Genomic DNA, 23,556 nt, shown 5'->3' on the forward strand with positions numbered 1-23,556 from the left:
ACCATAAGCGCAAATAACCAGATCAGTACCGGAACGGGTAAACTGAGCATCAGCCAGATTAGCACCTTTAAAGACAACATCATTGAAATGACTTTGGTAACTAGTATTTCCCTGGTCATAAATGACATCCTGCCCGTGTCCTGCTTCAAATTCATAGCGGTCTTTGTGCCAGTCACCACCTTTGAGAGTATCGTTACCGGTACCGCCATTTAAGATATCGTATCCGTCTCCTCCATTTAAGGTATCGTTACCAGCCCCCCCATTAAGGATATCGTTACCGTTGCCGCCATTGAGAATATCATCGCCGTCATCGCCATTGAGAATGTCATCACCATCGCCACCTGATAAGGTGTCATTACCGGTACCACCATTCAGAATGTCTTTACCATACCAGCCGACGATAACGTTATCATCATCGTCCCCAGTGATAGTAAATGTATAGTTGTTCTTTATTTCATTAATACTAATGGTTTGATCATCAAAGACAAGATTAAATGCCCTGCGATAAGAATTGTTGAAATAATCAGGCAGGGTAAGAGAATCATCTTCACCATAAGCGCGAATAACCAGATCAGTACCGGAACGGGCGAATTGAGCATCAGCCAGATTAGCACCTTTAAAGACGACATCATTGAAATGACTTTGGTAACTAGTATTTCCCTGGTCATAAATGACATCCTGCCCGTGTCCTGCTTCAAATTCATAGCGGTCTTTGTGCCAGTCACTGCCTTTAAGGATATCATTACCGCTGTCACGATTAAGTGTACTGTAACTGGCCATATCATTGAGGCTATCATTACTATTATCGCTATACTGCCTGTCGTCACTTGTTTTTTTGTTGATGTTATTGTTGCTATCTGAATCTGTGCGCTCATCGTTTTTGCTGGTATTGTTCAAGGTTGTTGTTGTATCGGCAATATCTTCTGAGCTTAAGGTTTTATCATCAAAGATAAATGTAACAGTACAAATATTGGTTTTGTCGGGATTTAGAAAATCTGTCAGGGTTACCGAGTCCTGATTATTAAATGCCTGAATTACTAGATTATTACCTGCATGTAAGAAAATAGCATTATCTGCTTGGGCTTTTTCGAATACAATTTCGATGTTTTGGTTGTTCTTATTGTTGCTGGTTTTACTATTGATAATATCTTCACCATGTCCTGCCTGAAATACATAACGATATGGTTTTTCATTACTCCTATTTGGAATATTGTTATCTGTTTGTATCATTATTAAGTCCTTTGAGTAGATTAAAATAAGATTTTTTAAATGAATAAATTTGTTTTGGTTATTATTAAAAGGTTGATTTAATCAGATTTATATTTTTATCATAATTAATATATGCTTAAAATTAAAGTAATATTGAATGTATTCTGTTGTTTAAATCTAAGATAATATTTTGATTTAAATGATTATTTTGGTTTAATTTTAAGTATGCTTTTGGAATGTTGTTTTGGATAAAATTTTCCTTTCATTGGGGGTATAATAAGGTGTAGTTGAGTAAGAAAGTTGATAATTTTTTCTTAATCATTAAGAGCTAATTTGGTTAGTTTTGCTAATTCAAATATGCTGAATACACGAATATATACTGGGTTTAAGCTGCAATTCTCTATTTGCTTGGTAAAATAAACTCAAAATAAATTTTTGGTAATGGTGTAATTGGGGCTTTAAGTGTTTAAGTTTAGTTAAAAATATTCTGTTTAGTAATAAATACTAAATCAGGATAGGTTGCTGTAGTTACTATTAATTTAATCAGTGTTTTATTTAACTGATTATCGGTGTTTAAAATTCTCTGCATTTGCACCGGTTTGTTGGATGCATGCTTGATTTATTAATATATTACGCTATGATTTTTAAAAATACAATTATGTAAGTATATAATTATTTTATACTATGGTTTGAATTATATCAATCAATTTTTGAAATTGGATGATTGCCAGTTTCTTTTATTTTTGTAATTTATTGTTTTTTAATTTTATTTAAATATTAAATTGTATTTTTGTTTTTAATGGATTTTGGTATTTAATTAGTTGTTATTTCTTTTGTATTTTACAAGCTGATTTTGAATGCAGATAACAGGTTCTGCTGATATAGGGGTTTTATATTCAAGAAATGAGGTAGAGCTGTTTAGGTTTCGTCTATGGTAATTTTATCTGATGCTAATTTAAAAAAAATACTGGTATCTATTTGTTGATAAGTAGATTATTTTTAGCTCTGTTTTTAAGTATTATATTTATTCGATGAGTTGAGTATATGGTGGCTTAGGTGTTTAATTTCTGCACTTGTTCACCAAATTCGCGTACCTTTTGCCAGTTGGTGTATTCAATATGTGCATTCAGATTGGTTTCGCCTTTGTTTAGTTTCATTACTAAACGCATCATGTAGCGGTCGAGCAGGTTATATTTTGCGTAATGCAATTCTCCGGCAAAGATGCCGATAATTTGTGGCTGCCACGGGCTTTTGGCAAAGAATTTGCGGGTGTAGGTATGGGTTTGCGGGGTGCTGCGGTGAGGTTTGTTGGCCAGTATGCTGACGCTGAAAAAGGCACTTGGGGTGTTGCTGAGGATGTGTTGATGGCGTTCTATCCAGGGTGCCAGTGCGGCAGCATAGTGGCCGTAGCGTATGGATGCGCCGATGATGATTTTATCGTATTCACCCTGCTGGATAACTGGTGCGTCTGCCAGATTAACCATGTGAACTGTGTTACCGGCAGCAGTCCATTGTGCTTCCAGTGTCTGGGCAATTTTATGGGTGTAGCCAAAACGGCTGCTGTATACAAGCAGATAATTCATGGCAAGGTAGTTGTGGTTAAATAATATGAATCATACCACGCTTATTAGGTTTGGCTAGGAGTAATTATTGTGTGCAAATTTTGTTTATTCTGGTATGGGATTTTGGCTTTTTTACTGGCCGGAGGCTGGTACAATGGCGGCTGTTTTTGGAGATATATATGAAAGCCAGTCAGTTTTATATTTCAACATTGAAAGAAGCGCCTGCTGAAGCAGAGTTGGCCAGTCATAAGCTTATGTTGCGTACGGGAATGATTCGTCGTTTGGCCAGCGGATTGTACACTTGGATGCCGATGGGTTTGCGGGTGTTGCGTAAGGTTGAGCATATTGTTCGGGAAGAGATGAATCGTGCCGGTTCGATTGAGTTGCTGATGCCGGTGGTGCAGCCCGCAGAATTATGGCAGGAAAGTGGCCGCTGGTCGTTTTATGGTAAGGAATTGTTGCGCATTACTGACCGTCATGAGCGCGATTTCTGTATGGGACCAACCTGTGAAGAGGTGATTACTGATATTGTGCGCAGTGAGATTCGCAGTTACAAGCAGTTGCCACTGAATTTTTATCATATTCAGACTAAATTCCGTGATGAGGTGCGGCCGCGCTTTGGGGTGATGCGTGCGCGTGAATTTGTGATGAAAGATGCGTATTCTTTCCATACGACATTTGAATCGCTGCAACAGTCTTATCAGGATATGTTTGATGCTTATTGCCGTGTGTTTGATCGACTGGGGCTGGACTACCGTCCGGTGGCCGCGGATACCGGCAGTATCGGTGGCACTGGGTCGCATGAATTTCAGGTTCTGGCTGAAAGCGGGGAAGATGTTATTGCTTACAGTGATGCTTCTGATTATGCAGCTAATGTTGAGCTAGCTGCTACTTTGCCGCTGGCTGGTGAACGCCAGTATGCCGGGCAGGATTTAAGTAAGATTCATACGCCGAACGTACGCAGTATTGATGAGCTGGTGGCTTTTTTACAGGTGCCGGTAGAACAAACGCTGAAATCGCTGGTGGTTGAGGGCGAGGAAGAGGGTACGGTGGTACTGTTGCTGGTACGGGGTGACCATCATTTGAATGAAATTAAGGCTGAGAAGCTGGCAGGGGTGAAAGCACCGTTAACCATGGCTTCGGAGGCTGCGATTGAGGCTGCTTTTAATGGTGCGCATGGTGGTTCACTTGGTCCTGTGGGGTTTGATGGTAAGATGTATGCTGATTTTGCTACGGCTAAAGGTGCAGACTGGGTGATTGGGGCTAATGAGGATGATCATCACTATACTGGCTTTAATTTTGGCCGTGATGCTGCTGAGCCGGAATTTGTTGATTTACGCGAGGTGGTTGCTGGCGATCCTAGTCCATGTGGTACGGGTAGTCTGAAGCTGGCGCGCGGGATTGAGGTTGGCCATGTGTTCCAGTTGCGCACGAAGTATTCTGAGGCGATGCAGGCTACGGTACTTGATCAGAATGGCAAGAATGTGGTGCTGGAAATGGGCTGTTACGGAATTGGCATTACTCGTGTGATTGCTGCGGCAATTGAGCAGAATAATGATGAGCGCGGTATCATCTGGACAGAAGCGATGGCGCCGTTTACGGTGGTGATTGTGCCGATGAATTATAAGAAATCTGCTGCTGTGAAAGCGGCGGCGGATGATTTGTATGCGCAATTGCAGCAGGCGGGTGTGGATGTGCTGCTGGATGACCGTGATGAGCGCTCTGGTGTGCTATTGCATGATTCGGAGTTGATTGGTATTCCGCACCGTATTGTTATTGGTGACCGTGGTTTGAAAGCAGGTAAGGTTGAATATCAGGCGCGTAAGGATGCTGCGGCAACTGAGCTGGCTATTGATGAGGTGGTGGCTCATGTTTGTGCGTTACTCAAATGCTAACAGGTAGGTAGTTGTGCAAAACCAGACTTTTAAGGTCTGGTTTTTTTGTGGGCGGTTTGGTTTATTTGATATTTTTAATCTGGTTGATTACCGGTAAATGGGGTGCTGCCTGTTTGGTGATTGTTATACAGGGTTTGGCGTATATTGATTAAGGTGCGCATCACTTCTGCTGTAGCTGGCTCCTCTGGCAGGCTGCTGGTTTTGCTGGTTTCTGTAATCTGGCTAAGCAGTGAGTTGACTTTGTGCAGGTTTTCTGTATATGAAAATTTGCCATGTTTGATATCCAGTAATTCTTGTCGGTTAGGGCGTTTGTTGGTGACGGTGCCATGTGAGATGATTTCTAATGCCACTTGGAGCAGGCGGATGGTATGCATCATGTTTTTGGTATCATAATCCTGCCCGCTTTGGCTATTGGTAAGATAACGTTGTTCATTTCGCTTTTCTACCCATTGCCAGTAGCTTTTGTATTCGCGGCAGTAGGTAGAGTATCCGTTACGGTTGAAACTCAGGTAGGCAATAAAGGGGTCAGTGGGGCTGATTGATGATAAGCAAATATCATTGGCATTTTCATGCTGCATGATGCCACGATATCCTTTGTTGCCGTTTTCGTCATAGTACAGAGCATATAAGTCGGTTGCATGAGGAATGTTGACTAGCCCACATTGATGTTGTTGCCATTGGCGCTGTTGCAGCCAGTTGTTTAGTGGGTAGGTATGCTGCTGGTCAATGATATGGCAGAAATCGAAAACGGTTTTACGTTTGCTATCTACTGGATTATTGATTTTTTTGTTTAGTCCTTTGGCTTTTTTTATTTGTGAGCAGGCATAATTGATAAAGGTCTGTTGGATTTGCTTGGATAAGAACTGTTTTAGTGAAAATTGCCGCATCAACGGATGCTGATAAAGAATACATTCAGGAGCAGAAGCCAGTACTTCGATGATATTCGGGTTGTTTTTCAGTAATAATTCTGTAAACCGGCCTATTTCGTAGTAAACAATATCGTTGCTGGCGTTGCTTATTTGTGGAATGTAATGTAGACCATAGAATTTGTCTTTGGGTAAGTAGAATACGCCTTTGATATCTGTGTCTGAAGTTTCGGTGGCCAGACCGAATGCACGGCTGCCACTGATTACTTCCAGTAAAATTAGGTTTTGTGCTTTTAAATCAGTGATGTTCATGGCTGGCATGGTTTTTTAATGTGTTGATAAAAAAAGTATCCAGTTGTGTGGTGGTGAAATTTAGTTCTGGTAATTGCGGTATTTGTGATTTGATGTGGTTGGTGGTAGTTGTAATGTAATCATGTAGATTACTACTGATTTCGATTATATGGGATTCGATAACTGTATTTTTAAAATCAATGAGTTCCAGAATCTGTTTGTGTAGATCTGCTGGTAGTAATTGTAATAGAGGGGTGATTGTCATTGGTGCAATCTGTTTATGCTGTATACACCAGCAGGCACTGAGTAATGGTCTGAGTATATAAAACAGTTGTTTGATTTTAATTTGCCGCCCACTGAGGTTTTTCAGTGCACTGGAAGCTATGCCCAGATAATGATGGACGTTGCCTCTGGGATTAAAGTAATGGGCACATAGACGCCATAGCTGCTGGGCGAGGTCTGTTTGTTGCTGATAGATGATTGGCGATTGTAGCCATTCAAATGGTGTGGCGTTGGATTTGTGGATGAGTTGCAGGGTTTTTTTTAAATCCCAGCCATGAATGTCAAGGTCGCTGGTAATAGGAAAGGTGAGCTGATTTTTTATGGGTTCTATGGCTAGATATTTTTCCATTGGATGCAGGTATATAAAACGCACATCATAGTCACTGTTGGGAGAGGCAAACCCCCAAGCACGGCTGCCGGATTCACATGCATAAATAATCTGGATGTTATGCTGTTGCTCTATTTGTTGTAATTGCTGCTGGATTGTAGTTTGCATAATGCTATGGTTCTGAGTTGTTTTAGGTAAGTATGAATGAATTAATATTTTTTTACAATTTTGTTTAAGGTATGATTTCTTTGTGTAGATTTATGTCTGGGTGACGTTAGGGTTATTTGATTTAGATTTGTTTGTTATGACGAGGAAATTAATATGATTTTTGCCTGATTTTTTTGATTTTGGCATAAGGTTTCTGTGTGGAATAAAAAACCAGATTTTGCAATCTGGTTGTGGTGTCAGTTAAGTAATTCAGGCGGAATTTTGCATACTGGAATGGGGTTGATTTTATGCTGCATGGCGCGGTGGTAGCGGTCGTAGATGGCATATACTTCGCGTTGGCGGCCGGTGAAGTCGTCGATTTTATGTGTGTCGTAGATGCTCATTGCCCATTCCAGCTCGGGATAGGTGGCGCCAATCTGTTCTTCGTCGGTTTTGTCTGCATCCCACAGGCCGTCGGTAGGCGGGGCGTCGATGATTTTCTGGTCGATATTCAGTTCTTTGGCCAAGGCATAAACCTGACTTTTGAGCAGGTCGGCAATCGGGCTGAGATCGACGCCACCGTCGCCGTATTTGGTGAAGAAGCCGACACCGAAGTCTTCTATTTTATTGCCGGTGCCTACGACAAGCAGGCCATTTTGCTGGGCATAGTAATACAGTGTAATCATGCGTAGCCGGCTACGGGCATTGGCCAGCGCCAGCTGGGTTTGTTGTTCGTTTTTGTCTGCAACATCTACTGCGATGGTAAATGAGTCAAAGGTGCTGGTAAGGTCTATTGAGTTACTTTGGATGTTGCTAAAGCGGCTTTTCAGCTGGCGGATATGTTCTTGTGCACGTGCTATTTGGTTCACTTTCTGGTGAATAGGTAGTTCCAGTACCAGTGTAGGCAGACCGGTTTGGGCGGCTAGGGTGGAGGCGACGGCGGAATCGATACCGCCGGAAACGCCAACGACAAAGCCCTTGCAATTGGAATGGGTGGCGTAATCGCGTAGCCAGTTAACGATGTGTTCGATGATGGCTGCTGCTTGCATGTGATGCATCCTTTGGCTGATTGTATAATGGGGTTAATATACTTCTTTGCAGGTAGACTTGCAAAGTATCTGCAAGGGGGTTGTACAGGTGGTAGTCTGTTTCTGTGTGGGCAGTAAGTGGTATATTGGGTTAGAATAGGTTGTGTTTATTCATGGCTTGTGATGAGGAAGTAGTTTGTATGCGGGATAGGGTGCCAGCTGAAATCCGTTTGAGCCAGAACCGGCAGGTGTTAAGGCTGGTGTATGCATCACAGACATATGAGCTTGCCGCTGAGTATCTGCGGGTGTTTTCTCCCAGCGCTGAGGTGCGCGGGCATGGTGCGGGGCAGGAGGTATTGCAGACAGGTAAGCGTGATGTGACGATTGCTGGTTTGTCGCAGGTGGGTAATTATGCTTTGCGCATTGCTTTTTCTGATGGGCATGATACTGGTTTATATGACTGGGATTATTTGTATGATCTGGCTATGCGGCAGGCTGAACACTGGGCGGGTTATGAACAACAGTTACTTCTGGCTGGTGCCAGCCGAGAACCGGGCTAATGCTGTATTGATAATGGTACTGGTTGCTGGATATGTTTATTTGGGCAATATTTAATTCTGAAAGTGTGGTATGAGCGATCACAAAACTCATTTTGGTTATCAAACTGTTGATGAAGATGAAAAAGCGGGTCGTGTTGCCGGGGTGTTTCATTCGGTAGCCAAGAACTATGATGTGATGAATGATGTGATGTCTGGCGGTTTGCATCGGGTCTGGAAGCACTTTACGATTACTACAGCACCGTTACGCAAGGGTGACAGGGTGTTGGATATTGCTGGTGGTTCTGGTGATTTGTCACGCGGCTGGGCTAAGCGGGTAGGGCGTTCCGGTGAGGTGTGGTTAACGGATATTAATTCATCCATGCTGACTGTGGGGCGTGACCGTTTGCTGAACGAGGGGCTGGCGCTGCCTGTGGCGTTGTGTGATGCGGAGAAACTGCCGTTTGCGGATAATTATTTTAATCTGGTATCGGTGTCGTTTGGTTTGCGTAATATGACGCATAAGGAGGTGGCACTGGCTGAGATGTATCGGGTGTTGCAACCCGGTGGTACGTTGCTAGTGCTGGAATTTTCTCATGTGTTTAAGCCGCTCAAGCCAATTTATGATTTGTATTCTTTTAAGATGCTGCCGCTGATGGGCAAGCTGATTGCTAAGGATGCAGACAGTTATCAGTATCTGGCGGAATCGATCCGCATGCATCCGGATCAGGAAACGTTAAAACAGATGATGCTGGAAGTGGGTTTTGACAGTGTTAGTTATCACAATTTAACTGCTGGGGTAGTAGCGTTGCATAAAGGGGTAAAGTTTTAGTTTGCTGGTTGACACTGTGTTCAGGCTGCCATATGGTGGCCTGATTTGTTTTGACTTGTGATTGAGTATCAGGAATATGAGTAAAATTGAACAATTACAGCCACAGCCGGTATGGCAGTGGTTCGCGCGTTTATGTGCTGTACCACGCCCGACTTTTCATGAGCAGGCTGTGCGGGAAATGCTGGTGCAAGCAGCGCAGCAGCGTGGTCTGAAAACGGATGTTGATGCGAAAGGTAATCTGCGCATCTGTAAGCCTGCTACGCCGGGTATGGAGAACTGTGTACCGGTGGCCATTCAGGCACATATGGATATGGTGGCGCAGAAAGGTGCTGATTCGCTGCATGATTTTCTGCATGATCCAATTCAGACCAGAATTGAGGACGGCTGGGTTTGGGCTAACGATACAACGCTGGGTGCTGATAATGGTATCGGCTTGGCCATGGGGCTGGCGGTGCTGTTTGCTGATGATGTGGCTCATCCGGAATTAACGCTGATTATTACGGTGGAAGAGGAAATCGGTATGGGCGGTGCTGAGGCATTGAGCGCAGACTGGTTACAGATGCCGTATCTGATTAATCTGGATACGGAAGAAGCAGGTGAAATTTTTATCGGTTGTGCCGGTGGTCGTGACGCCAGTCTGACTTTGCCGCTGGACTGGCAGTCTAATCAGGCACCAGCCTGTACGATTCGGGTATCAGGCCTGCGCGGGGGACATTCCGGGATTGATATTGATAAGAATCATGCTAATGCTAATGTGTTGCTGGCGCGGGTGTTGTCCAGTCTGTATGCACAGAAGCCGTTTGCGCTGGGTTCATGGCAGGGCGGTGAGTTACGTAATGTGATTACGCGTGAGGCTCAGGCTGTGATTGTGATGGATGAGGCAGCAGCCCGTGCAGCGGTCAAACCGATTGCAGCTGTGATTGCAGCAGAATGGGCTGAAGAAACGCAACTATGCATTGAGGTGTTACCGGCAGAAAGTTTGTTGCAGGCTGCTACACTGGCATGTACACGGAAAGCACTGGATTTACTTGCTGCTGTCCCTAATGGTGTGATGCGCATGAGTGCAGAGTTCACTGGTATTGTGGAAACTTCATCCAATATAGGTGAGGTGACAACCAGTGCAGAAGGTTTGCAGATAAATTGTCTGATGCGCTCTCTTCTGGAAACGCCAAAAGATGAATTCAGTCTGCGTCTGGCTGCGCTGGCTCGTTTGGCTGGTGCACATCTGGATTTAACAGCAGATTTTCCGGGTTGGGCACCGAACGCAGATTCGCCATTGCTTAAGCTAACCAGTGATATGTTTGCCAGACACTATGGTAAACAGCCACCATTACAGATTATTCATGCTGGTCTGGAATGCGGTATTCTCAGTGGTAAGGCACCACATCTGGATATGGTTTCTTTCGGGCCGACTATTCGTGCGGCTCATTCGCCCGAAGAGCGGGTAGAGATTGCTGCTGTAGCTGAATGCTGGGCTGTTTTGCTGGATTTGCTGAAATCAATGCCCTCGCGCTAGTTATAGGTGGTTGGGTTCTGAAAAGCATGGTGATTCCATGCTTTTGTTATTTTTGCTGCTGGTGGTGAAAGGCTGGGCTATAGTAAGATATGGCTGGTTTGTATCGGCTTTGGTGTTCTGGTTCTGGCTGTTAATTGGTATGAACAGTCTTTTGTTACTATAGTCGGTATTTTTCTGTCAGATAACCCACTGAATCAGGAAGTGAGTTTTTATGGATGCCCAACAACAAAGCCGTCGTGGTTTTTTACGAGCCAGTGCTGCTTTCGCAGGAGCTGGTTTGTTGCAAGCGTGTGGTAACACCCAGAAGCAAACTGTACCGACAACGTCTTCCCCAAAAGTACCTGTACAATCAAAGAATAATCTGAATACTATGCGCATTTTTGCCTGTTCTGGTTTTGGAGAAAGTAGCAGTCGCAGTGAGCTGGCGGCACAACGTTTGGCTGTGGCTGGTTTTGCAGTCAGTAACCAGCAGGCGTGTGTACGCCGCTATCAGCGTTTTGCCGGCAGTGATGCTGAGCGGGCTGCTGATTTGCAGGATGTGGCCGCTGGTCGTGTACCTGTGCCAAAGGTGCTGATGGGGCTGCGCGGTGGCTATGGCGCGATGCGTATTTTGCCGCTGGTTAACTGGTCGGCTCTGGGGGCGCGGATGCGCGAGCAGGGTACTTTACTGTTTGGTTATAGTGATGTGACTGCGGTGCAACTGGCTTTGCTGGCACAGGGGCAGATGTGCAGTTTTGCCGGACCTATGTTGTATAGTGAATTTGGCAAGCCGCAGATGAGTGAATTTACTACTCGTTCTTTTATTGATAATAGTTGCAATCCGGCCATGGTGGTTAGGGTTGCTGCTATGCAGAATTATCAGATTCGAGCCGAAGGGGTTTTATGGGGCGGTAATCTGAGTGTGCTGTCTGCGTTAGTGGGGTCACCTTATATGCCGCAGGTAAATGGCGGTATTTTGTTTATTGAAGACGTGGGTGAGCAGCCATATCGGATTGAACGTATGCTTCAGACTTTGTATCTGAGTGGTATTCTCGCACGTCAGCAGGCGATTGTGCTGGGTAATTTCCGTATGGGGTCGATTCGGGATGTGTATGACAGTAGTTATACATTCAATTCTGTGGTACAGACTATGGCTCGGTTGACGAAGGTGCCGGTATTAACCGGATTTCCTTTTGGTCATGTTGCGGATAAGGTAACTTTCCCGCTTGGTGCCCGCGCTAGTTTGCATTCGACCAGTGATGGCGGTTATCAAATTGATTTCAGTGGTTATCCGGTGCTGAATGCTTCTGCACTGGCTTTAAATACTTTGCTTCCGCAGCCTCCGGCTGTTGAAGGTTTGCTTAATGGTGTAATGGGTGCGCCAGCTAGTGAGAATTCGTCGTCAGAAACAGAAGATGTGATGTAGTGTGCTCCGTTCAGCAGGGGTGGTGGTATAGCAGCCCGGGTTATTCCTGCTGCACCAGCCATTTTAAGACAGTTTGTTTGGTGGCCGGCGCCTGTAGCTGCCTGATGGTGTAGCGGTTTAGTGAGTGATAAAAAGCCTGCTGTGCCTCGCTGAAGGCTTGTGGCAGATAGCAGAATTCTTTTATGGAGCAGGGTGGCTGCTGGCAGTTGACTAAGGCGGATGTTTCGGATGAAGCTTGTTCCAGTGCCTGAACGATATCGCCCAGTTTGAGCTGATAGCTGGTGGAGGCCAGTCTGATACCGCCGTTTCGGCCTTTGAATGAATTAATCCAGCCTGATTGTGCCATAAAATAAACAATTTTTACCAGATGGTTTCTGGATACATTGAGCTGTTTGGCGAGCTCTTCTACTGTAGAAAGTTTGGACTCTGGCAGGTATTGTAGTGATATTAATACGCGTAAGCCAAGATCGGTAAAGCGGTTTATTTGCATGGCAGTCTGTCGGGCAGTTGATAGGACAATTCTGCCCGTTTTCAGCTGCCATGAAAAGTTTTATGTATCAATTGCTGCTGATTGTTCAGGCTGCAAGCTGGCAGAATGTGCCTGTACCAAACAGTTCCATGAAGATTTGATTTTTCGGTATAGACAGGTTAAGCAATGCCTGATACTGGCTATGCATAAATTGTTTGGGGCCACAAATATAATAATCGGCATCTGCTGGTAATAAGGTGCTATCCAGCTCGGTGAGTTCTAGCCGGCCGATTTTGTCTGGGGCTAATTGTGTATCCGGATTTTCGCAGGCCAGATAGCTGCGCAGATTAGGCATGGTCTGCTGTAATGTGATGATGTGCTGGTGCATGGCCAGTACATTGCTGTTGCGGCAGGCATGAATGAAACTAATCTGTTGGTATGGATTGTTTTCTGCTGCGAGGGTATTGAGGATGGCGATCATGGGGGTGATGCCTACACCTGCGCTAATCAGTACGGTATTTTTATCCGGATTATGTAATAAGAAGGTGCCGGTTGGGTTGGTGACTTCTATTTCGTCGCCAATGTGGTAATGTTCATGCAGGGTGGTAGAAACATAACCTGCATCATGCTGCTGATCAGCAGCTTCTTTTTTGACACTGATGCGGAAATGGTCGACATGATTGCTATCGGACAGGGAGTATTGGCGCGGTTGTCTGATACCTAGTTGTGGCACCAAAACGCGTACGGAAATGTACTGGCCGGGCTGATATTCGGGCAATGGACTGTTGTCTACCGGTTGCAGATAGAATGAGGTAATTTCGCTGCTTTCTTCTCGTTTATCAACAATTTTGAATTTCTTCCAGCCTTTCCAGCCGCCTTTGGTGCTGTCTTGTTGCTGATAAAGGTTTGCTTCGGCCTGTATGAGAATATCGGCCAGTTGCTGGTAGGCGGCGCGCCATGCTGCTATCAGTTCGCTGTCCATTGGTACGTTTAATACTTCGCTGATGGAATGGAGCAGGTTGGTGCCAACTATTGGATATTGCTCTGGCTGTATATTCAGGCTGACATGGCGGTGTGCTATCTGAGTGATGGCGTTGCCCAGATTCTGTAATGTCGTGATGTTTTGTGCGTAAGCAAGTACGGCACTGGCCAGTGCCTGTGGCTGAGCATCGTTGCGTTGGTTGCCGAGGTTGAATATTTCTTTCAGCTCTGGGTTGTTGCTAAGCATTCTGTTATAGAAGTAACGGGTTAGTTCAACGCCATGTTGCTGTAGTGTGGGTATGGTTGCCTGAACCAGTTCGATTTGTCTGGCTGTTAATTGCATGGTTGGTTCTCCCGAATAATTTAATATGTATATAAAATACATATTTGATATTAGACTGCCTGCTACTGGCTGTCAATGTGTATAGGTCTGTTTGTGAGAATTAATTTTACTCTAGTATGTCTTTGGAACAGCAGGGGTGCTGAAAGGGGCGCATAGTTCGGCTAATATGGGTTAAACTGTGAGCTGTTTTGGCTGTAGTGTTTATGGCTGTGCTGGCTGTTATCTGACGCATATTGCTGCGGTAGATAAGATAATTAAAATATTTGAGGAATGATAAGTTTATGATGATTCATCCGAATTTTGATCCGGTGCTGGTGCATTTGGGACCGCTGGCGATTCGCTGGTATGCATTGAGTTATATTGTTGGTTTCTGTTTGTTTATCTGGCTGGGACGCAAGCGGATTAAGAGCGGACAGACGGTTTTTACCAATGAAACGCTGGATGATTTTATTACTTGGGGTGTGCTGGGGGTGATTCTTGGCGGACGTCTGGGTTATGTATTGTTTTATCAACTGGCTTTTTATCTGAACCACCCGCTGGAAATTCTGAAAGTCTGGCAAGGCGGTATGTCTTTTCATGGCGGTTTTATTGGTGTGCTGGTGGCAATGTGGTTATTTGCGCGCAAACACGGGATTAAGTTTTGGGCAGTAGCCGATTTTGTGGCGCCATTGGTACCGCTTGGTCTGGCATGTGGCCGTATTGGTAATTTTATTAATGGTGAATTATGGGGGCGGGTGACCAATCCAGATGCTTTCTGGGCTATGGGTTTTCCTCATGCACGAGAAAATGATATTGCGCTGGTGATGCAGGAACCGAACAAATGGTTGCCAGTATGGGAAAAGTTTCAGATGTTGCCGCGCCATCCTTCTCAGCTGTATGAATTTATGCTCGAGGGGGTTGTGTTGTTTGTGATTATGTGGCTGTTTACTAAAAAGCCACGTCCGCTGGGGCAGGCATCAATGTTGTTTTTGCTGGGCTATGGGGTATTTCGGTTTATTGTTGAGTTTGCGCGTGAACCTGATGATTTTCTTGGTTTGCTGGCGATGCATATGTCGATGGGACAATGGCTCAGTCTGCCGATGATTGTGATTGGTATGATTGGTTTTATTTACGCCGGCAGAAAAGCAAAGTAAGCGAGGCTGGAGGTATGGTTAATGCCGCAATAAATATGTTTTTATTGCGGCATTATTATATGGGCTGCTTCAAAATTGCTGGGTATTACAGATTGTCTTTTTGCGCCAGAATCCGCCGGCTGCCGCCTAGTTCGGCCGCAGAGACGATGCCGGCAGCTTCGAGTGCTTCCATTAGGTTGGCGGCACGGTTGTAGCCAATGCGCAAATGGCGCTGTAATGAGGAAATGGAAGTTTTACGCGTTTCCAGTACGAAAGCCACTGCCTGATCGAATAATTCATCGCTGTTGGCATTCGGGTTAACTTGATTGACGTTGGTTTGGGCAGCTTCTCCAGACAGTAAACCATCCACATACTGGGTGGGCGCCTGCTGTTTGATGAAATTAACCACTGCGTGGACTTCTTCATCTGATACAAATGCACCATGCAGACGGGTTGGTTCGGCTTGACCGGGCGGTAAAAACAGCATATCTCCTTTGCCAAGCAAATTTTCTGCACCCATCTGGTCGAGAATAGTGCGGCTATCGATTTTGCTGGATACCTGAAAGGAAAGCCGCGTGGGGATGTTGGCTTTAATCAGGCCGGTAATGACGTCGACACTGGGGCGCTGGGTGGCCAGTATCAGGTGAATGCCGGCAGCGCGGGCTTTTTGTGCCAAACGGGCAATCTGTTGTTCTACTTTTTTGCCCTCAACCATCATTAGGTCTGCCAATTCGTCAATGACTACTACTATGTAAGGCAGTTTATCCAGCGGCTCCGGTTCATCCGGATTGTTACTAAATGGGTTGACCAGTGGGGTGGAAGCAGCTTTGGCGGCTGCTACTTTGTCGTTGAAGCCGTTAATGTTGCGCACGCCTACATGCGCCAGCAAGCGGTAGCGTTTTTCCATTTCGGTAACGCACCAGTTGAGTGCCTGTGCGGCTTCTTTCATGTCGGTGACTACTGGCGCCAGTAGATGCGGAATGCCGTCATATACGCTTAATTCAAGCATTTTCGGGTCTACCATGATAAAGCGTACTTCATCTGGTTGCGCTTTGTATAAAATTGACAGAATCATGCAGTTGACGCCAACCGATTTACCGGAACCGGTAGTGCCGGCAACCAGTAAATGCGGCATTTTGGCCAGACTGGCAATAACAGGTGCACCGGCAATGTCTTTACCCATTGCCATAGTTAATTGATCAGTCGCCTCATGGAAGATTTTTGCGCCCAGAATCTCCGCTAGCAGAACGCTCTGACGTTCATTATTGGGGAGCTCAATTCCCATGGTGGTTTTACCGGCGATGGTTTCGACCACGCGTACACTCTGGACTGAAAGTGAGCGAGCCAGATCTTTATTGAGGTTAACAATCTGGCTGCCTTTGACACCTTGTGCTGGTTCAATTTCATAGCGGGTAATAACGGGGCCGGTAGTGGCACTGGTCACTTCGACTTCTACACCGAATTCTTTTAATCTGGATTCGATTTGTGCAGCGGTTTGCTGTAGAAGCTCACTGTTGATGACGGTTGGTTGCTCGGTTGGCTTACTCAGCAGTTCGACATTTGGTAAATGGATAAGACCATTTTCACTTTTTGTGGCTGTCTGGTTAGGTACCGATGACGATTCGGTTAGATTCTGTGCGATGGTGGGTTCGGTGCGTACGGCTACCGTTTTACGATTGCTGGTAGCAAGTGGTGGAGGGTCGATATTTTTGGCAGTAATGGTTTTAGCCTGTTTGACCATGTGCCGGACAGTTTTGTTATTGGGCAGTTTGGTTATCAGGCGTTGCGGGCGGCGTAGCAGTTTGCACCAGAACCATTCACACTGAGCACCAAGTTTTTCGATTAATGTTAACCATGAAACCTGTAATAACAGTGATAAGCCAATCAGTATTAGGAAAACGCTGAAGATTAGGCTGCCGCTAAGGCCGAAAAGCTGTTGCAGCAGGCTACCCACTGCTTGCCCAATCAAGCCACCAGCACCAATCGGCAGGGCATTATGAAGCATGCTGGCAAATACCAAATTTTCCAGAATGGGGCTGAAAACCAGCAGGATAAATAAACCGGTTAACGCTAACCAGCTGCTGTAGGGTTTGCTGTCATCACTGGTATTCAGTGAGCGGGCATTAAGCGGGCGAAAACTCTGATACAGGGCAATGCCGGCAGCGATTATGCTCCACCAGACGGATAGGCCGAAAATGTAATAACCAATATCAGCTAACCAAGCACCGGTTAAGCCAGCCAGATTATGCGGTTTGTTAATCTGGATAATGCCACGAGACCAAGCTGGGTCTGCCATATTGAAGCTAACGAGAGACAATATGGTAAACAGGGTAATCATGAGCGCCAGAAGCCAGAAAATGTCGTTAATCAGGTTCATTAACCATGGCTGTTTTGGTTTGCTGACTTTCTGCGACTTGATTTTTTGTGGCGACTGTTTACGGGGGACAGATTTTTTTCGTGTGGTGGTCATAAATCTTGCGGCTGAATTGGTATTCTTATCTGAAATTAACCGGTTATTATAAGGTCTGTTGGGCGTTATGGCTGATATTGATAACAGAATTTAACGGTTTTTTGCGGATAGTCAAGCCCAGTAACCACAGCCGAGAATGCGTGCACCGGCTGCTCCTGTAGCATGATGGGTAGCTACTGGCTGGCGCTGATACCAGCATGCGGCCAGCCAAGCAAAGGCTGCGGCTTCAACCTGCTGTGCCGGTAGTTGTAGTGTGTCCGTACGGTGCAGAGTAATTCTGTACTTTTCGAGCAGTTGCGCCATTGTTTGCATTAAGAGCCGGTTTTGACTTCCGCCACCGCAGACATAGACGCTATGGGTAGCAGGCGCAGCATTTATGATGGCGTTTACTGCCGTTTGTGCGGTTAGTTCGAGTAGGGTACGTAGAACATCAGCAGGATTTTCCTGTCCGGTGAGATATTGGTTGAGCCAAGTGAGGCTGAACAAATCACGACCGGTACTTTTGGGATAGGGCTGGCTGAAATAGCTATGGCTGAGCATGGCTTGTAACAGTGGCTCAATTATCTGCCCCTTACTGGCTAGCGTACCATGGTAATCAAATTCCTGCTGCCAGTTATGCTGTACCCATGCATCCATAAGCATATTGGCCGGTCCGGTATCAAAACCGAAAGCCGGCTGTTGTGGCTGGAGTACGCTGATATTGGCAATGCCCCCCAGATTCAATACCACGCGACAATACTTTTCACTGGCAAAAACAGCCTGATGAAAAGCCGGCACTAATGGTGCTCCCTGACCACCTGCGGCCAGATCGCGACTGCGAAAGTCTCCTATGGTGGTAATGCCGGTAAGCTCAGCCAGTAATGCCCAGTCCATTAATTGAATACTGTAATGCTGTTTTGGTGCATGTCGAATGGTTTGCCCATGACAACCTAAAGCCGTAACCGCCTGAGTTTCGATTCTGGCTTCGCTGAGTACGGCACTGACTGCCTGTGCATTGAGATGAGCCAGTTCCTGTGCCAGTACGGCAGCCTGCGCCAGCTCATTATGCGCCGGAGTTTGCAGTGCCAGCAGCTGTTGTTTCAGTGGTTCAGGATAGGCAATAAATGCCTGCGCACACACGTCAAGCCATTGCGTACCTGCTATTCTGGCCAGTACTGCATCAATACCATCCATGCTGGTGCCTGACATCAGACCAATATAGTATTGGAAAGATTGCATGCTGTTCATCAGGCAAGTGTAGCCATAACTGGTGCATGGTCACTGGGGCGTTCCCAGCCACGGGCGGTGCTATCAACCTGTACTTCACGTAATGCCGGCAATAATGGCTGGCTCAGCAGGATATGGTCGATGCGTAATCCGAGCTTGCGTTTGAACATATTCATGCGGTAATCCCACCAGGTGTAATGGGCACTGTCAGGATATAGGTGATGCAGGCTATCAGTTAATCCCAGTTGCAGCAGTTGCTGAAACCAACTGCGTTCTTGTGGAGAACACAATACTTTATCCTGCCATTTTTTTGGGTCGTAAACATCTATATCGTGCGGTGCAATATTGAAATCACCCAGCAGGATGGTTTTCGGATGCTGTGCCAGTTCACTGCGCATATAGGCATTCAGTGCGGCAAACCAGCGCTCTTTATAAGCAAATTTTTCACTACTCACTGCTTCGCCGTTCACACAGTAAGCACAGATAATTCTGATATCGTTGATGCTGGCAGCAATAATACGCTTTTGTGGTTCATTTAATTCTGGAATATCAATGGTGACCTGCTCAAGAGGCTGGCGACTGAGTATGGCAACACCGTTGTAAGTTTTCTGGCCATTCCATGCTGCATGATAACCAATCCGAGTAAATTCGGTCTCTGGAAATTTGTCCTGCTCAAGCTTCAGTTCCTGTAAGGCCAGAATATCCGGCTGATTTTCTTGCAGCCAGCGCAAAGTATGAGGCAGACGCACATTCAGTGAGTTAACATTCCATGTAGCGATTTTCATGATAAATTCTGTAACAGCAAAGCGGTTATTGTATGCGTAAAGCGTGACGAGTTCCAGACTGAGGATGGCTATCTTCTAATCCAACTGGGCAATGGTTACGCTCAGGTTACGAATGCTAGCCAGTTGCTCATTCCAGTGCTGCTGTTTCTGCCTGAAATCGGCTAGTTCGCGTGTATTTAACGTACGGGTGGGCAGGGCAACACTGGTTGGGTTTACCGGCTGGCCATTAATCCGCACTTCATAATGCAGGTGCGGGCCCGTAGAGACACCAGTGCTGCCTACATAACCAATGATTTCTCCTGCCCGTACATGCTGGCCGATACTGAGGTTGGCAAAGGCACTCATATGCCCGTACAGGGTTTGCATGCTATCGTTGTGGCGCAATACGACGGCATTACCATAACCGCCTTTGATACCAAAGCTTTCAACTGTGCCGTCAGACGGAGCATGGATGGGCGTGCCACTGGCAACGGCATAATCAATGCCGCTGTGCATGCGCAGTGTTTGCAGTATCGGATGAAAACGGGTACCGAATGGTGAGGATATTCGCGCACCTTCAACCGGTACGCTGGAAAAGCCTTTGCGCAGCGGTTTACCGTGGGCATCATAATACTGGCCATTGCCATCATTGCCGGTATCGTAATAGTAGGCTTGATACAGCTTGCCATTATGGCTGAATTCAGCAGCACGGATATCACCGGTTGAAAGTTCCTGCCCTCGATAATACAGGCTGTCGTAAATCAGACGGATAGTATCGCCGCTTTGCAACGTATTGACGTCTATTTTATCCTTAAAGATTTCGCGTAGTGATTCGCGGATTTCCACAGGTATGCTTGCCTGTGCCAGTGCGCCGCGGGCAGAGGTTTTGACGACCACAGCCTTGAATGTTGTCAGTGTTTCAGTATCAACCGCACTAACATCAGCATTCCAGCTGTTACCCACTTTTTTTAGTGCTACCAGATTTTTTTCACCATTGTCGTCGTCATTAAAAAACTGGATATTAGTCAGGTGGCCATCGTTATCCATACGTATACTGAATACCTGATTAACCTGTAGATGCTTGACTTTGTCTTTAATAATTTTAAGACCGATTATCTGCTGAATTTCTTCGGAGCTGATATTAAAGCGACTCAATACCATACTGATGTTATCTCCCGGCTGAACAATTTCATCTCGCCAGAAATTCAGATTGGTTGCATGAGCTTTGATGCTTACCGGTGCCAGTTTAAGATTTAAGTGTTTTGCCTGATAGCGCTCTGGAGTGTGCTTGCGGCTGAAAATACACACACAAGCTATGCTCAGTAGCAATAAAGCGACTACGGCAAAGCCAAACCATAGCCTAGGTTTGCTGGCTATTTTCTGCCTGAGGCGTCGGAGTAGTGCTGCTGAGTGGGTAAACATGGTCATGATTAGTATTTTGTTGAAAGTGCAAAACCAAAACCGGTAAATGTAAAACTATTTACCAGAAAATACCAGTGGCAAAGTTATTTTATACTTAATTCAGTGGTTACTACTCTGAAACCTGCGGTGGTAATTGTTTTACCCATTGATATAGGCTGATATCAAGTTGCTGTAGACAGGGTTGTAACAGCGACTGAATTGAACTGGACACCGCTGAATTGGAGTTTGGCTGATAAATAAATAGCTTATACAAATCAGCCAGTATGATTTTGTTTGGATCTGTCTGCAATAGCCAGCCATTGCTGCTGTAAGCAATATAATGCTGCTGTTGGAGCTGGGTAAGAATTTGGTCTAAATGCTTATCACTGATACTAAGTTGTTGTTGCAGCTGGCCGGATTTAACTGCTCCTCCATGTTGCTGAGCCTGTACTAGCTGGTACAGTAAATTCAGCACATTTTCAAAAGGCTGATACTGATGCAGATAGCGAAATCTCTCCTGATGCCAATAGCGCAGCGAAGAAGTGAATACTGCACCGGTGAGTAACAACAGCCATAATAAATTTAGCCAGATTAAAAATACCGGTATAGCAGCAAAGGCACCGTATACTTTCTGGTAATTGCCAAAATAGATTACGAAAATAGCAAATCCGCGTCGCAGTAAATCCAGCGCAACAGCAGTGACAACTGCACCCAATAAAGCATGCTGCCACTGAACAAAACAAAATGGTACCAGCTTGTATAGCAGAAACAGTAACAGAGTAAACAGCGCCAGATTAGTGATAATACCAAATAATGTACTGTAAAACGGAATCTGGCTAGCCATATTGGCCGGATTGGATAATAAGCCAATAACTGAAAGGCTCATGCCCAGTGCCACTGGTCCAAGAGTAAGTAATGCCCAGTAAATCAGAATCCGAATCCATAACGGACGCTGGTCACGTGCCTGCCAGATCTGATTGAACGCTTGTTCTATAGTCTGAATCAGCATCAATGAAGTGATAATCATAAAGCTGATGCCTACTGCGGTGAGCCCGCTGGCTTTATCGCGAAAGGCATACAGATAATCACCGACAGAGTCGGCACCGGCTGCCGGTACAATAATATGTGTCAGAAACTGGTTAAAGCGTGTTGCCATATCCGCAAACATGGGAAAGGCATTTACCACAATCACAGTAATGGTAAAAAATGGTACCAGTGCCAGTAAAGTAGTGAAAGTTAGACTGGCAGCAATCAATGGCAGATTACAGCGCTGATAATTATGTCCAACAAACAGTAAAAATTGAGGCAGACGCTGCATTAAATATTTGCTTTTATTTGCATGTGTATCCATGGCTACTCCTGACAAGTGGCTAGCTGATTGTAACTAAAAAGCGCATACTGTGCAGACTTTCCATGCTTACTGGTCAAGTAATCATAGTTACGGCACAATACAAACATTCAAACACTATTAAAGGAGTGCTGTATGGCAGATTTACCTATTCTGGTGGTTTATTACAGCCTGTCTGGCAGTACGCGTAATCTGGCACTGGCACTGGCACGCGGAGTAGACAGTGTGGCCGGTTGTGAAGCATTATTGCGAACTGTGCCCAAAGTGTCAGCTGTGTGTGAAGCGACAGAGCAGGAAATTCCAGACGAGGGTGCGCCCTATGTTACCTTGGAAGAACTGCAAAGCTGTGCCGCACTGGCACTTGGCAGCCCAACCCGCTTTGGTAATTGTGCAGCACCTGTGAAATATTTTCTGGATAGTACCAGCAGCTTGTGGTTGGCCGGTAGTCTGATTGGTAAGCCCGCCTGTGTGTTTACCAGTACCACCAGCCTGCATGGCGGACAGGAAAGTACACTTTTAAGTATGATGACTCCTTTATTGCATCATGGTATGCTGGTGTGCGGTATACCATTCAGTGAACCGCAATTGAATCAGACACAAAGCGGAGGAACCCCTTATGGTGCCAGCCATGTTGCAGGACACGAAAATTGCTCCATACTGAGTGATGCAGAAGAAGCACTGGCATTTGCGCAAGGCAAACGACTAGCAGAACTGGCATTGCGTCTAGCGCGCTGAAACAACTTTAGGAATTATCATGAGTTACCACTCCAATTTAAGCAGTGCGGCTACCCTGCCCACTATTTATCGCCACCGCTCCATTCGAAAATTTACCGACGAAGCGTTAACAGATGAGCAGCGTGAGGCTATCTGGGAAGCAGGCCGTGCCGCTTCTTCATCCAGTTTTATGCAAATTGTGCACATTATTCGTGTAACAGATATGGAAAAACGTGCTGCCTTGTCTGAAGTTGCCGCTAATCAGAAATATGTGCGCACCGCAGCTGAATTCTGGGTATTCTGCGTTGATTACACCAAACACAAGCTTGCTTTTCCCGAAGCACAGCTAGACTGGACGGAAGGCATGATTATCGGTGCTGTCGATGCGGGTATCATGGCGCAAAACTGTCTGCTGGCTGCAGAGTCGCTTGGATTAGGCGGAGTGTATATTGGTTCCCTGCGTAATGATGTACAACGGGCAGCCGAACTACTGGAGTTGCCACAATTAACTTTTCCTCTGTTTGGGCTGTGCCTTGGGTATCCGGCGCAAGACCCAATGTATCGCCCGCGCTTGCCGCTGGATACATTAGTGAGCGAAAACCGCTATCGTCCGCTCGACCCGGCCAAACTGGCTGCTTATGATGAACAGCTCAACGTATATTACCGTGAACGCAGCGGACTGGAACTGAACTGGAGTAAGGCAGTAGCCAATAATTTTGCTCAGCCGGTACGTCCACAGATTCTGCCATTTCTGCACCAGCAGGGTTTAGCCAAACGCTAAATAAATTTGGTAAAAATTTACCAGTTCTGCCTCGTGCAGAACTGGTATGATTGAATTGAAGTAGGGCTAA

Annotated in this window: 20 protein-coding genes; 8 read left to right on the forward strand and 12 right to left on the reverse strand. The window is 45.7% G+C overall.

Annotated features, from left to right (window positions below; translation table 11 throughout):
- Both MJ761_RS02050 and hemG read right to left on the reverse strand, forming a co-directional pair.
- The coding region (locus MJ761_RS02050; protein ID WP_275413921.1) for a calcium-binding protein at positions 1 to 1,230 on the reverse strand (1,230 nt) is incomplete at its 3' end.
- A 1,031-nt stretch (positions 1,231 to 2,261) separates the two neighbouring features.
- Positions 2,262 to 2,792 carry a menaquinone-dependent protoporphyrinogen IX dehydrogenase gene (hemG, locus tag MJ761_RS02055; protein WP_093090804.1) on the reverse strand — a complete coding sequence of 177 codons (531 nt, stop codon included), beginning with the start codon at positions 2,790 to 2,792 and terminating at the stop codon, positions 2,262 to 2,264.
- Positions 2,793 to 2,950: 158 nt separating this feature from the next.
- Between hemG and MJ761_RS02060 the strand changes: the two genes are divergently transcribed.
- On the forward strand, positions 2,951 to 4,666 hold the full coding sequence (locus MJ761_RS02060) for a proline--tRNA ligase (RefSeq protein ID WP_093090854.1): 1,716 nt from the start codon (positions 2,951 to 2,953) through the stop codon (positions 4,664 to 4,666).
- Between the two features lie 74 nt (positions 4,667 to 4,740).
- Here MJ761_RS02060 and MJ761_RS02065 read toward each other — a convergent pair whose 3' ends face one another.
- The 3 genes from MJ761_RS02065 to nadE form a co-directional block, all read right to left on the reverse strand.
- Positions 4,741 to 5,844: a DNA polymerase beta superfamily protein gene (locus MJ761_RS02065; RefSeq protein ID WP_093090852.1), complete on the reverse strand. Its 1,104-nt coding sequence runs from the start codon at positions 5,842 to 5,844 to the stop codon at positions 4,741 to 4,743.
- Positions 5,831 to 6,601 carry a nucleotidyltransferase domain-containing protein gene (locus MJ761_RS02070; RefSeq protein ID WP_093090802.1) on the reverse strand — a complete coding sequence of 257 codons (771 nt, stop codon included), beginning with the start codon at positions 6,599 to 6,601 and terminating at the stop codon, positions 5,831 to 5,833. Before MJ761_RS02070 ends, MJ761_RS02065 begins: the two co-directional genes overlap by 14 nt.
- Before the next feature lie 236 nt (positions 6,602 to 6,837).
- Positions 6,838 to 7,629, reverse strand: a complete 792-nt coding sequence (nadE, locus tag MJ761_RS02075) for an NAD(+) synthase (protein WP_093090800.1) — start codon at positions 7,627 to 7,629, stop codon at positions 6,838 to 6,840.
- A 152-nt stretch (positions 7,630 to 7,781) separates the two neighbouring features.
- Here nadE and MJ761_RS02080 point away from each other — a divergent pair, with 152 nt between their 5' ends.
- From MJ761_RS02080 to MJ761_RS02095, 4 genes are all read left to right on the forward strand, one after another.
- Positions 7,782 to 8,168, forward strand: coding sequence for a gamma-butyrobetaine hydroxylase family protein (locus tag MJ761_RS02080; protein WP_239392856.1), 387 nt, complete (start codon positions 7,782 to 7,784; stop codon positions 8,166 to 8,168).
- 70 nt (positions 8,169 to 8,238) lie between these two features.
- Positions 8,239 to 8,976 (forward strand): bifunctional demethylmenaquinone methyltransferase/2-methoxy-6-polyprenyl-1,4-benzoquinol methylase UbiE, encoded by a 738-nt coding sequence (gene ubiE / locus MJ761_RS02085; protein ID WP_093090796.1) that lies wholly within the window; start codon positions 8,239 to 8,241, stop codon positions 8,974 to 8,976.
- Between the two features lie 76 nt (positions 8,977 to 9,052).
- Positions 9,053 to 10,492 carry an aminoacyl-histidine dipeptidase gene (locus tag MJ761_RS02090; protein ID WP_093090794.1) on the forward strand — a complete coding sequence of 480 codons (1,440 nt, stop codon included), beginning with the start codon at positions 9,053 to 9,055 and terminating at the stop codon, positions 10,490 to 10,492.
- A gap of 211 nt (positions 10,493 to 10,703) precedes the next feature.
- Positions 10,704 to 11,897 carry an LD-carboxypeptidase gene (locus tag MJ761_RS02095; RefSeq protein ID WP_093090792.1) on the forward strand — a complete coding sequence of 398 codons (1,194 nt, stop codon included), beginning with the start codon at positions 10,704 to 10,706 and terminating at the stop codon, positions 11,895 to 11,897.
- Positions 11,898 to 11,937: 40 nt separating this feature from the next.
- On the opposite strand, the gene MJ761_RS02100 is transcribed toward MJ761_RS02095, so the two are convergent.
- Together MJ761_RS02100 and hmpA are read right to left on the reverse strand one after the other, a co-directional pair.
- On the reverse strand, positions 11,938 to 12,387 hold the full coding sequence (locus MJ761_RS02100; RefSeq protein ID WP_093090790.1) for an Rrf2 family transcriptional regulator: 450 nt from the start codon (positions 12,385 to 12,387) through the stop codon (positions 11,938 to 11,940).
- A gap of 85 nt (positions 12,388 to 12,472) precedes the next feature.
- Positions 12,473 to 13,690, reverse strand: a complete 1,218-nt coding sequence (gene hmpA, locus MJ761_RS02105; RefSeq protein ID WP_093090788.1) for an NO-inducible flavohemoprotein — start codon at positions 13,688 to 13,690, stop codon at positions 12,473 to 12,475.
- Between the two features lie 281 nt (positions 13,691 to 13,971).
- Between hmpA and lgt the strand changes: the two genes are divergently transcribed.
- Positions 13,972 to 14,823 (forward strand): prolipoprotein diacylglyceryl transferase, encoded by an 852-nt coding sequence (lgt, locus tag MJ761_RS02110; protein WP_093090786.1) that lies wholly within the window; start codon positions 13,972 to 13,974, stop codon positions 14,821 to 14,823.
- A gap of 85 nt (positions 14,824 to 14,908) precedes the next feature.
- Here the strand turns inward: lgt and MJ761_RS02115 are convergent, their stop codons facing one another.
- The 5 genes from MJ761_RS02115 to MJ761_RS02135 all read right to left on the reverse strand — a co-directional run bounded on the left by MJ761_RS02115 (position 14,909) and on the right by MJ761_RS02135 (position 21,994).
- Positions 14,909 to 17,272, reverse strand: a complete 2,364-nt coding sequence (locus tag MJ761_RS02115; protein ID WP_093090784.1) for a DNA translocase FtsK — start codon at positions 17,270 to 17,272, stop codon at positions 14,909 to 14,911.
- 111 nt (positions 17,273 to 17,383) lie between these two features.
- Complete coding sequence (locus tag MJ761_RS02120; protein ID WP_093090850.1) at positions 17,384 to 18,490, reverse strand: anhydro-N-acetylmuramic acid kinase; 1,107 nt, start codon at positions 18,488 to 18,490, stop codon at positions 17,384 to 17,386.
- A gap of 8 nt (positions 18,491 to 18,498) precedes the next feature.
- A complete protein-coding gene (xth, locus tag MJ761_RS02125) occupies positions 18,499 to 19,263 on the reverse strand; it encodes an exodeoxyribonuclease III (protein ID WP_093090782.1) in 765 nt (254 codons plus the stop codon).
- Positions 19,264 to 19,338: 75 nt separating this feature from the next.
- Positions 19,339 to 20,670, reverse strand: a complete 1,332-nt coding sequence (locus MJ761_RS02130; RefSeq protein ID WP_239392855.1) for a M23 family metallopeptidase — start codon at positions 20,668 to 20,670, stop codon at positions 19,339 to 19,341.
- Positions 20,671 to 20,773: 103 nt separating this feature from the next.
- Entirely contained in the window at positions 20,774 to 21,994 is a 1,221-nt protein-coding gene (locus tag MJ761_RS02135; protein WP_093090780.1) for a YihY family inner membrane protein, read from the reverse strand.
- A gap of 132 nt (positions 21,995 to 22,126) precedes the next feature.
- Between MJ761_RS02135 and wrbA the strand changes: the two genes are divergently transcribed.
- Together wrbA and nfsA are read left to right on the forward strand one after the other, a co-directional pair.
- Positions 22,127 to 22,726 carry an NAD(P)H:quinone oxidoreductase gene (gene wrbA, locus MJ761_RS02140; RefSeq protein WP_093090778.1) on the forward strand — a complete coding sequence of 200 codons (600 nt, stop codon included), beginning with the start codon at positions 22,127 to 22,129 and terminating at the stop codon, positions 22,724 to 22,726.
- A 19-nt stretch (positions 22,727 to 22,745) separates the two neighbouring features.
- Entirely contained in the window at positions 22,746 to 23,486 is a 741-nt protein-coding gene (nfsA, locus tag MJ761_RS02145; RefSeq protein WP_093090776.1) for an oxygen-insensitive NADPH nitroreductase, read from the forward strand.
- The last annotated feature ends 70 nt before the right edge of the window (positions 23,487 to 23,556 follow it).

It is taken from the genome of Snodgrassella communis, from assembly GCF_914768045.1.
GTDB lineage: Bacteria > Pseudomonadota > Gammaproteobacteria > Burkholderiales > Neisseriaceae > Snodgrassella > Snodgrassella communis.

Bases quoted from the DNA above. Each gene is read 5' to 3' on its own strand.
- hemG (WP_093090804.1), bottom strand. From the start codon at position 2,792: ATGAATTATCTGCTTGTATACAGCAGCCGTTTTGGCTACACCCATAAA.
- MJ761_RS02060 (WP_093090854.1), top strand. From the start codon at position 2,951: ATGAAAGCCAGTCAGTTTTATATTTCAACATTGAAAGAAGCGCCTGCT.
- MJ761_RS02065 (WP_093090852.1), bottom strand. From the start codon at position 5,844: ATGAACATCACTGATTTAAAAGCACAAAACCTAATTTTACTGGAAGTA.
- MJ761_RS02070 (WP_093090802.1), bottom strand. From the start codon at position 6,601: ATGCAAACTACAATCCAGCAGCAATTACAACAAATAGAGCAACAGCAT.
- nadE (WP_093090800.1), bottom strand. From the start codon at position 7,629: ATGCAAGCAGCAGCCATCATCGAACACATCGTTAACTGGCTACGCGAT.
- MJ761_RS02080 (WP_239392856.1), top strand. From the start codon at position 7,782: ATGGCTTGTGATGAGGAAGTAGTTTGTATGCGGGATAGGGTGCCAGCT.
- ubiE (WP_093090796.1), top strand. From the start codon at position 8,239: ATGAGCGATCACAAAACTCATTTTGGTTATCAAACTGTTGATGAAGAT.
- MJ761_RS02090 (WP_093090794.1), top strand. From the start codon at position 9,053: ATGAGTAAAATTGAACAATTACAGCCACAGCCGGTATGGCAGTGGTTC.
- MJ761_RS02095 (WP_093090792.1), top strand. From the start codon at position 10,704: ATGGATGCCCAACAACAAAGCCGTCGTGGTTTTTTACGAGCCAGTGCT.
- MJ761_RS02100 (WP_093090790.1), bottom strand. From the start codon at position 12,387: ATGCAAATAAACCGCTTTACCGATCTTGGCTTACGCGTATTAATATCA.
- hmpA (WP_093090788.1), bottom strand. From the start codon at position 13,690: ATGCAATTAACAGCCAGACAAATCGAACTGGTTCAGGCAACCATACCC.
- lgt (WP_093090786.1), top strand. From the start codon at position 13,972: ATGATGATTCATCCGAATTTTGATCCGGTGCTGGTGCATTTGGGACCG.
- MJ761_RS02115 (WP_093090784.1), bottom strand. From the start codon at position 17,272: ATGACCACCACACGAAAAAAATCTGTCCCCCGTAAACAGTCGCCACAA.
- MJ761_RS02120 (WP_093090850.1), bottom strand. From the start codon at position 18,490: ATGCAATCTTTCCAATACTATATTGGTCTGATGTCAGGCACCAGCATG.
- xth (WP_093090782.1), bottom strand. From the start codon at position 19,263: ATGAAAATCGCTACATGGAATGTTAACTCACTGAATGTGCGTCTGCCT.
- MJ761_RS02130 (WP_239392855.1), bottom strand. From the start codon at position 20,670: ATGACCATGTTTACCCACTCAGCAGCACTACTCCGACGCCTCAGGCAG.
- MJ761_RS02135 (WP_093090780.1), bottom strand. From the start codon at position 21,994: ATGGATACACATGCAAATAAAAGCAAATATTTAATGCAGCGTCTGCCT.
- wrbA (WP_093090778.1), top strand. From the start codon at position 22,127: ATGGCAGATTTACCTATTCTGGTGGTTTATTACAGCCTGTCTGGCAGT.
- nfsA (WP_093090776.1), top strand. From the start codon at position 22,746: ATGAGTTACCACTCCAATTTAAGCAGTGCGGCTACCCTGCCCACTATT.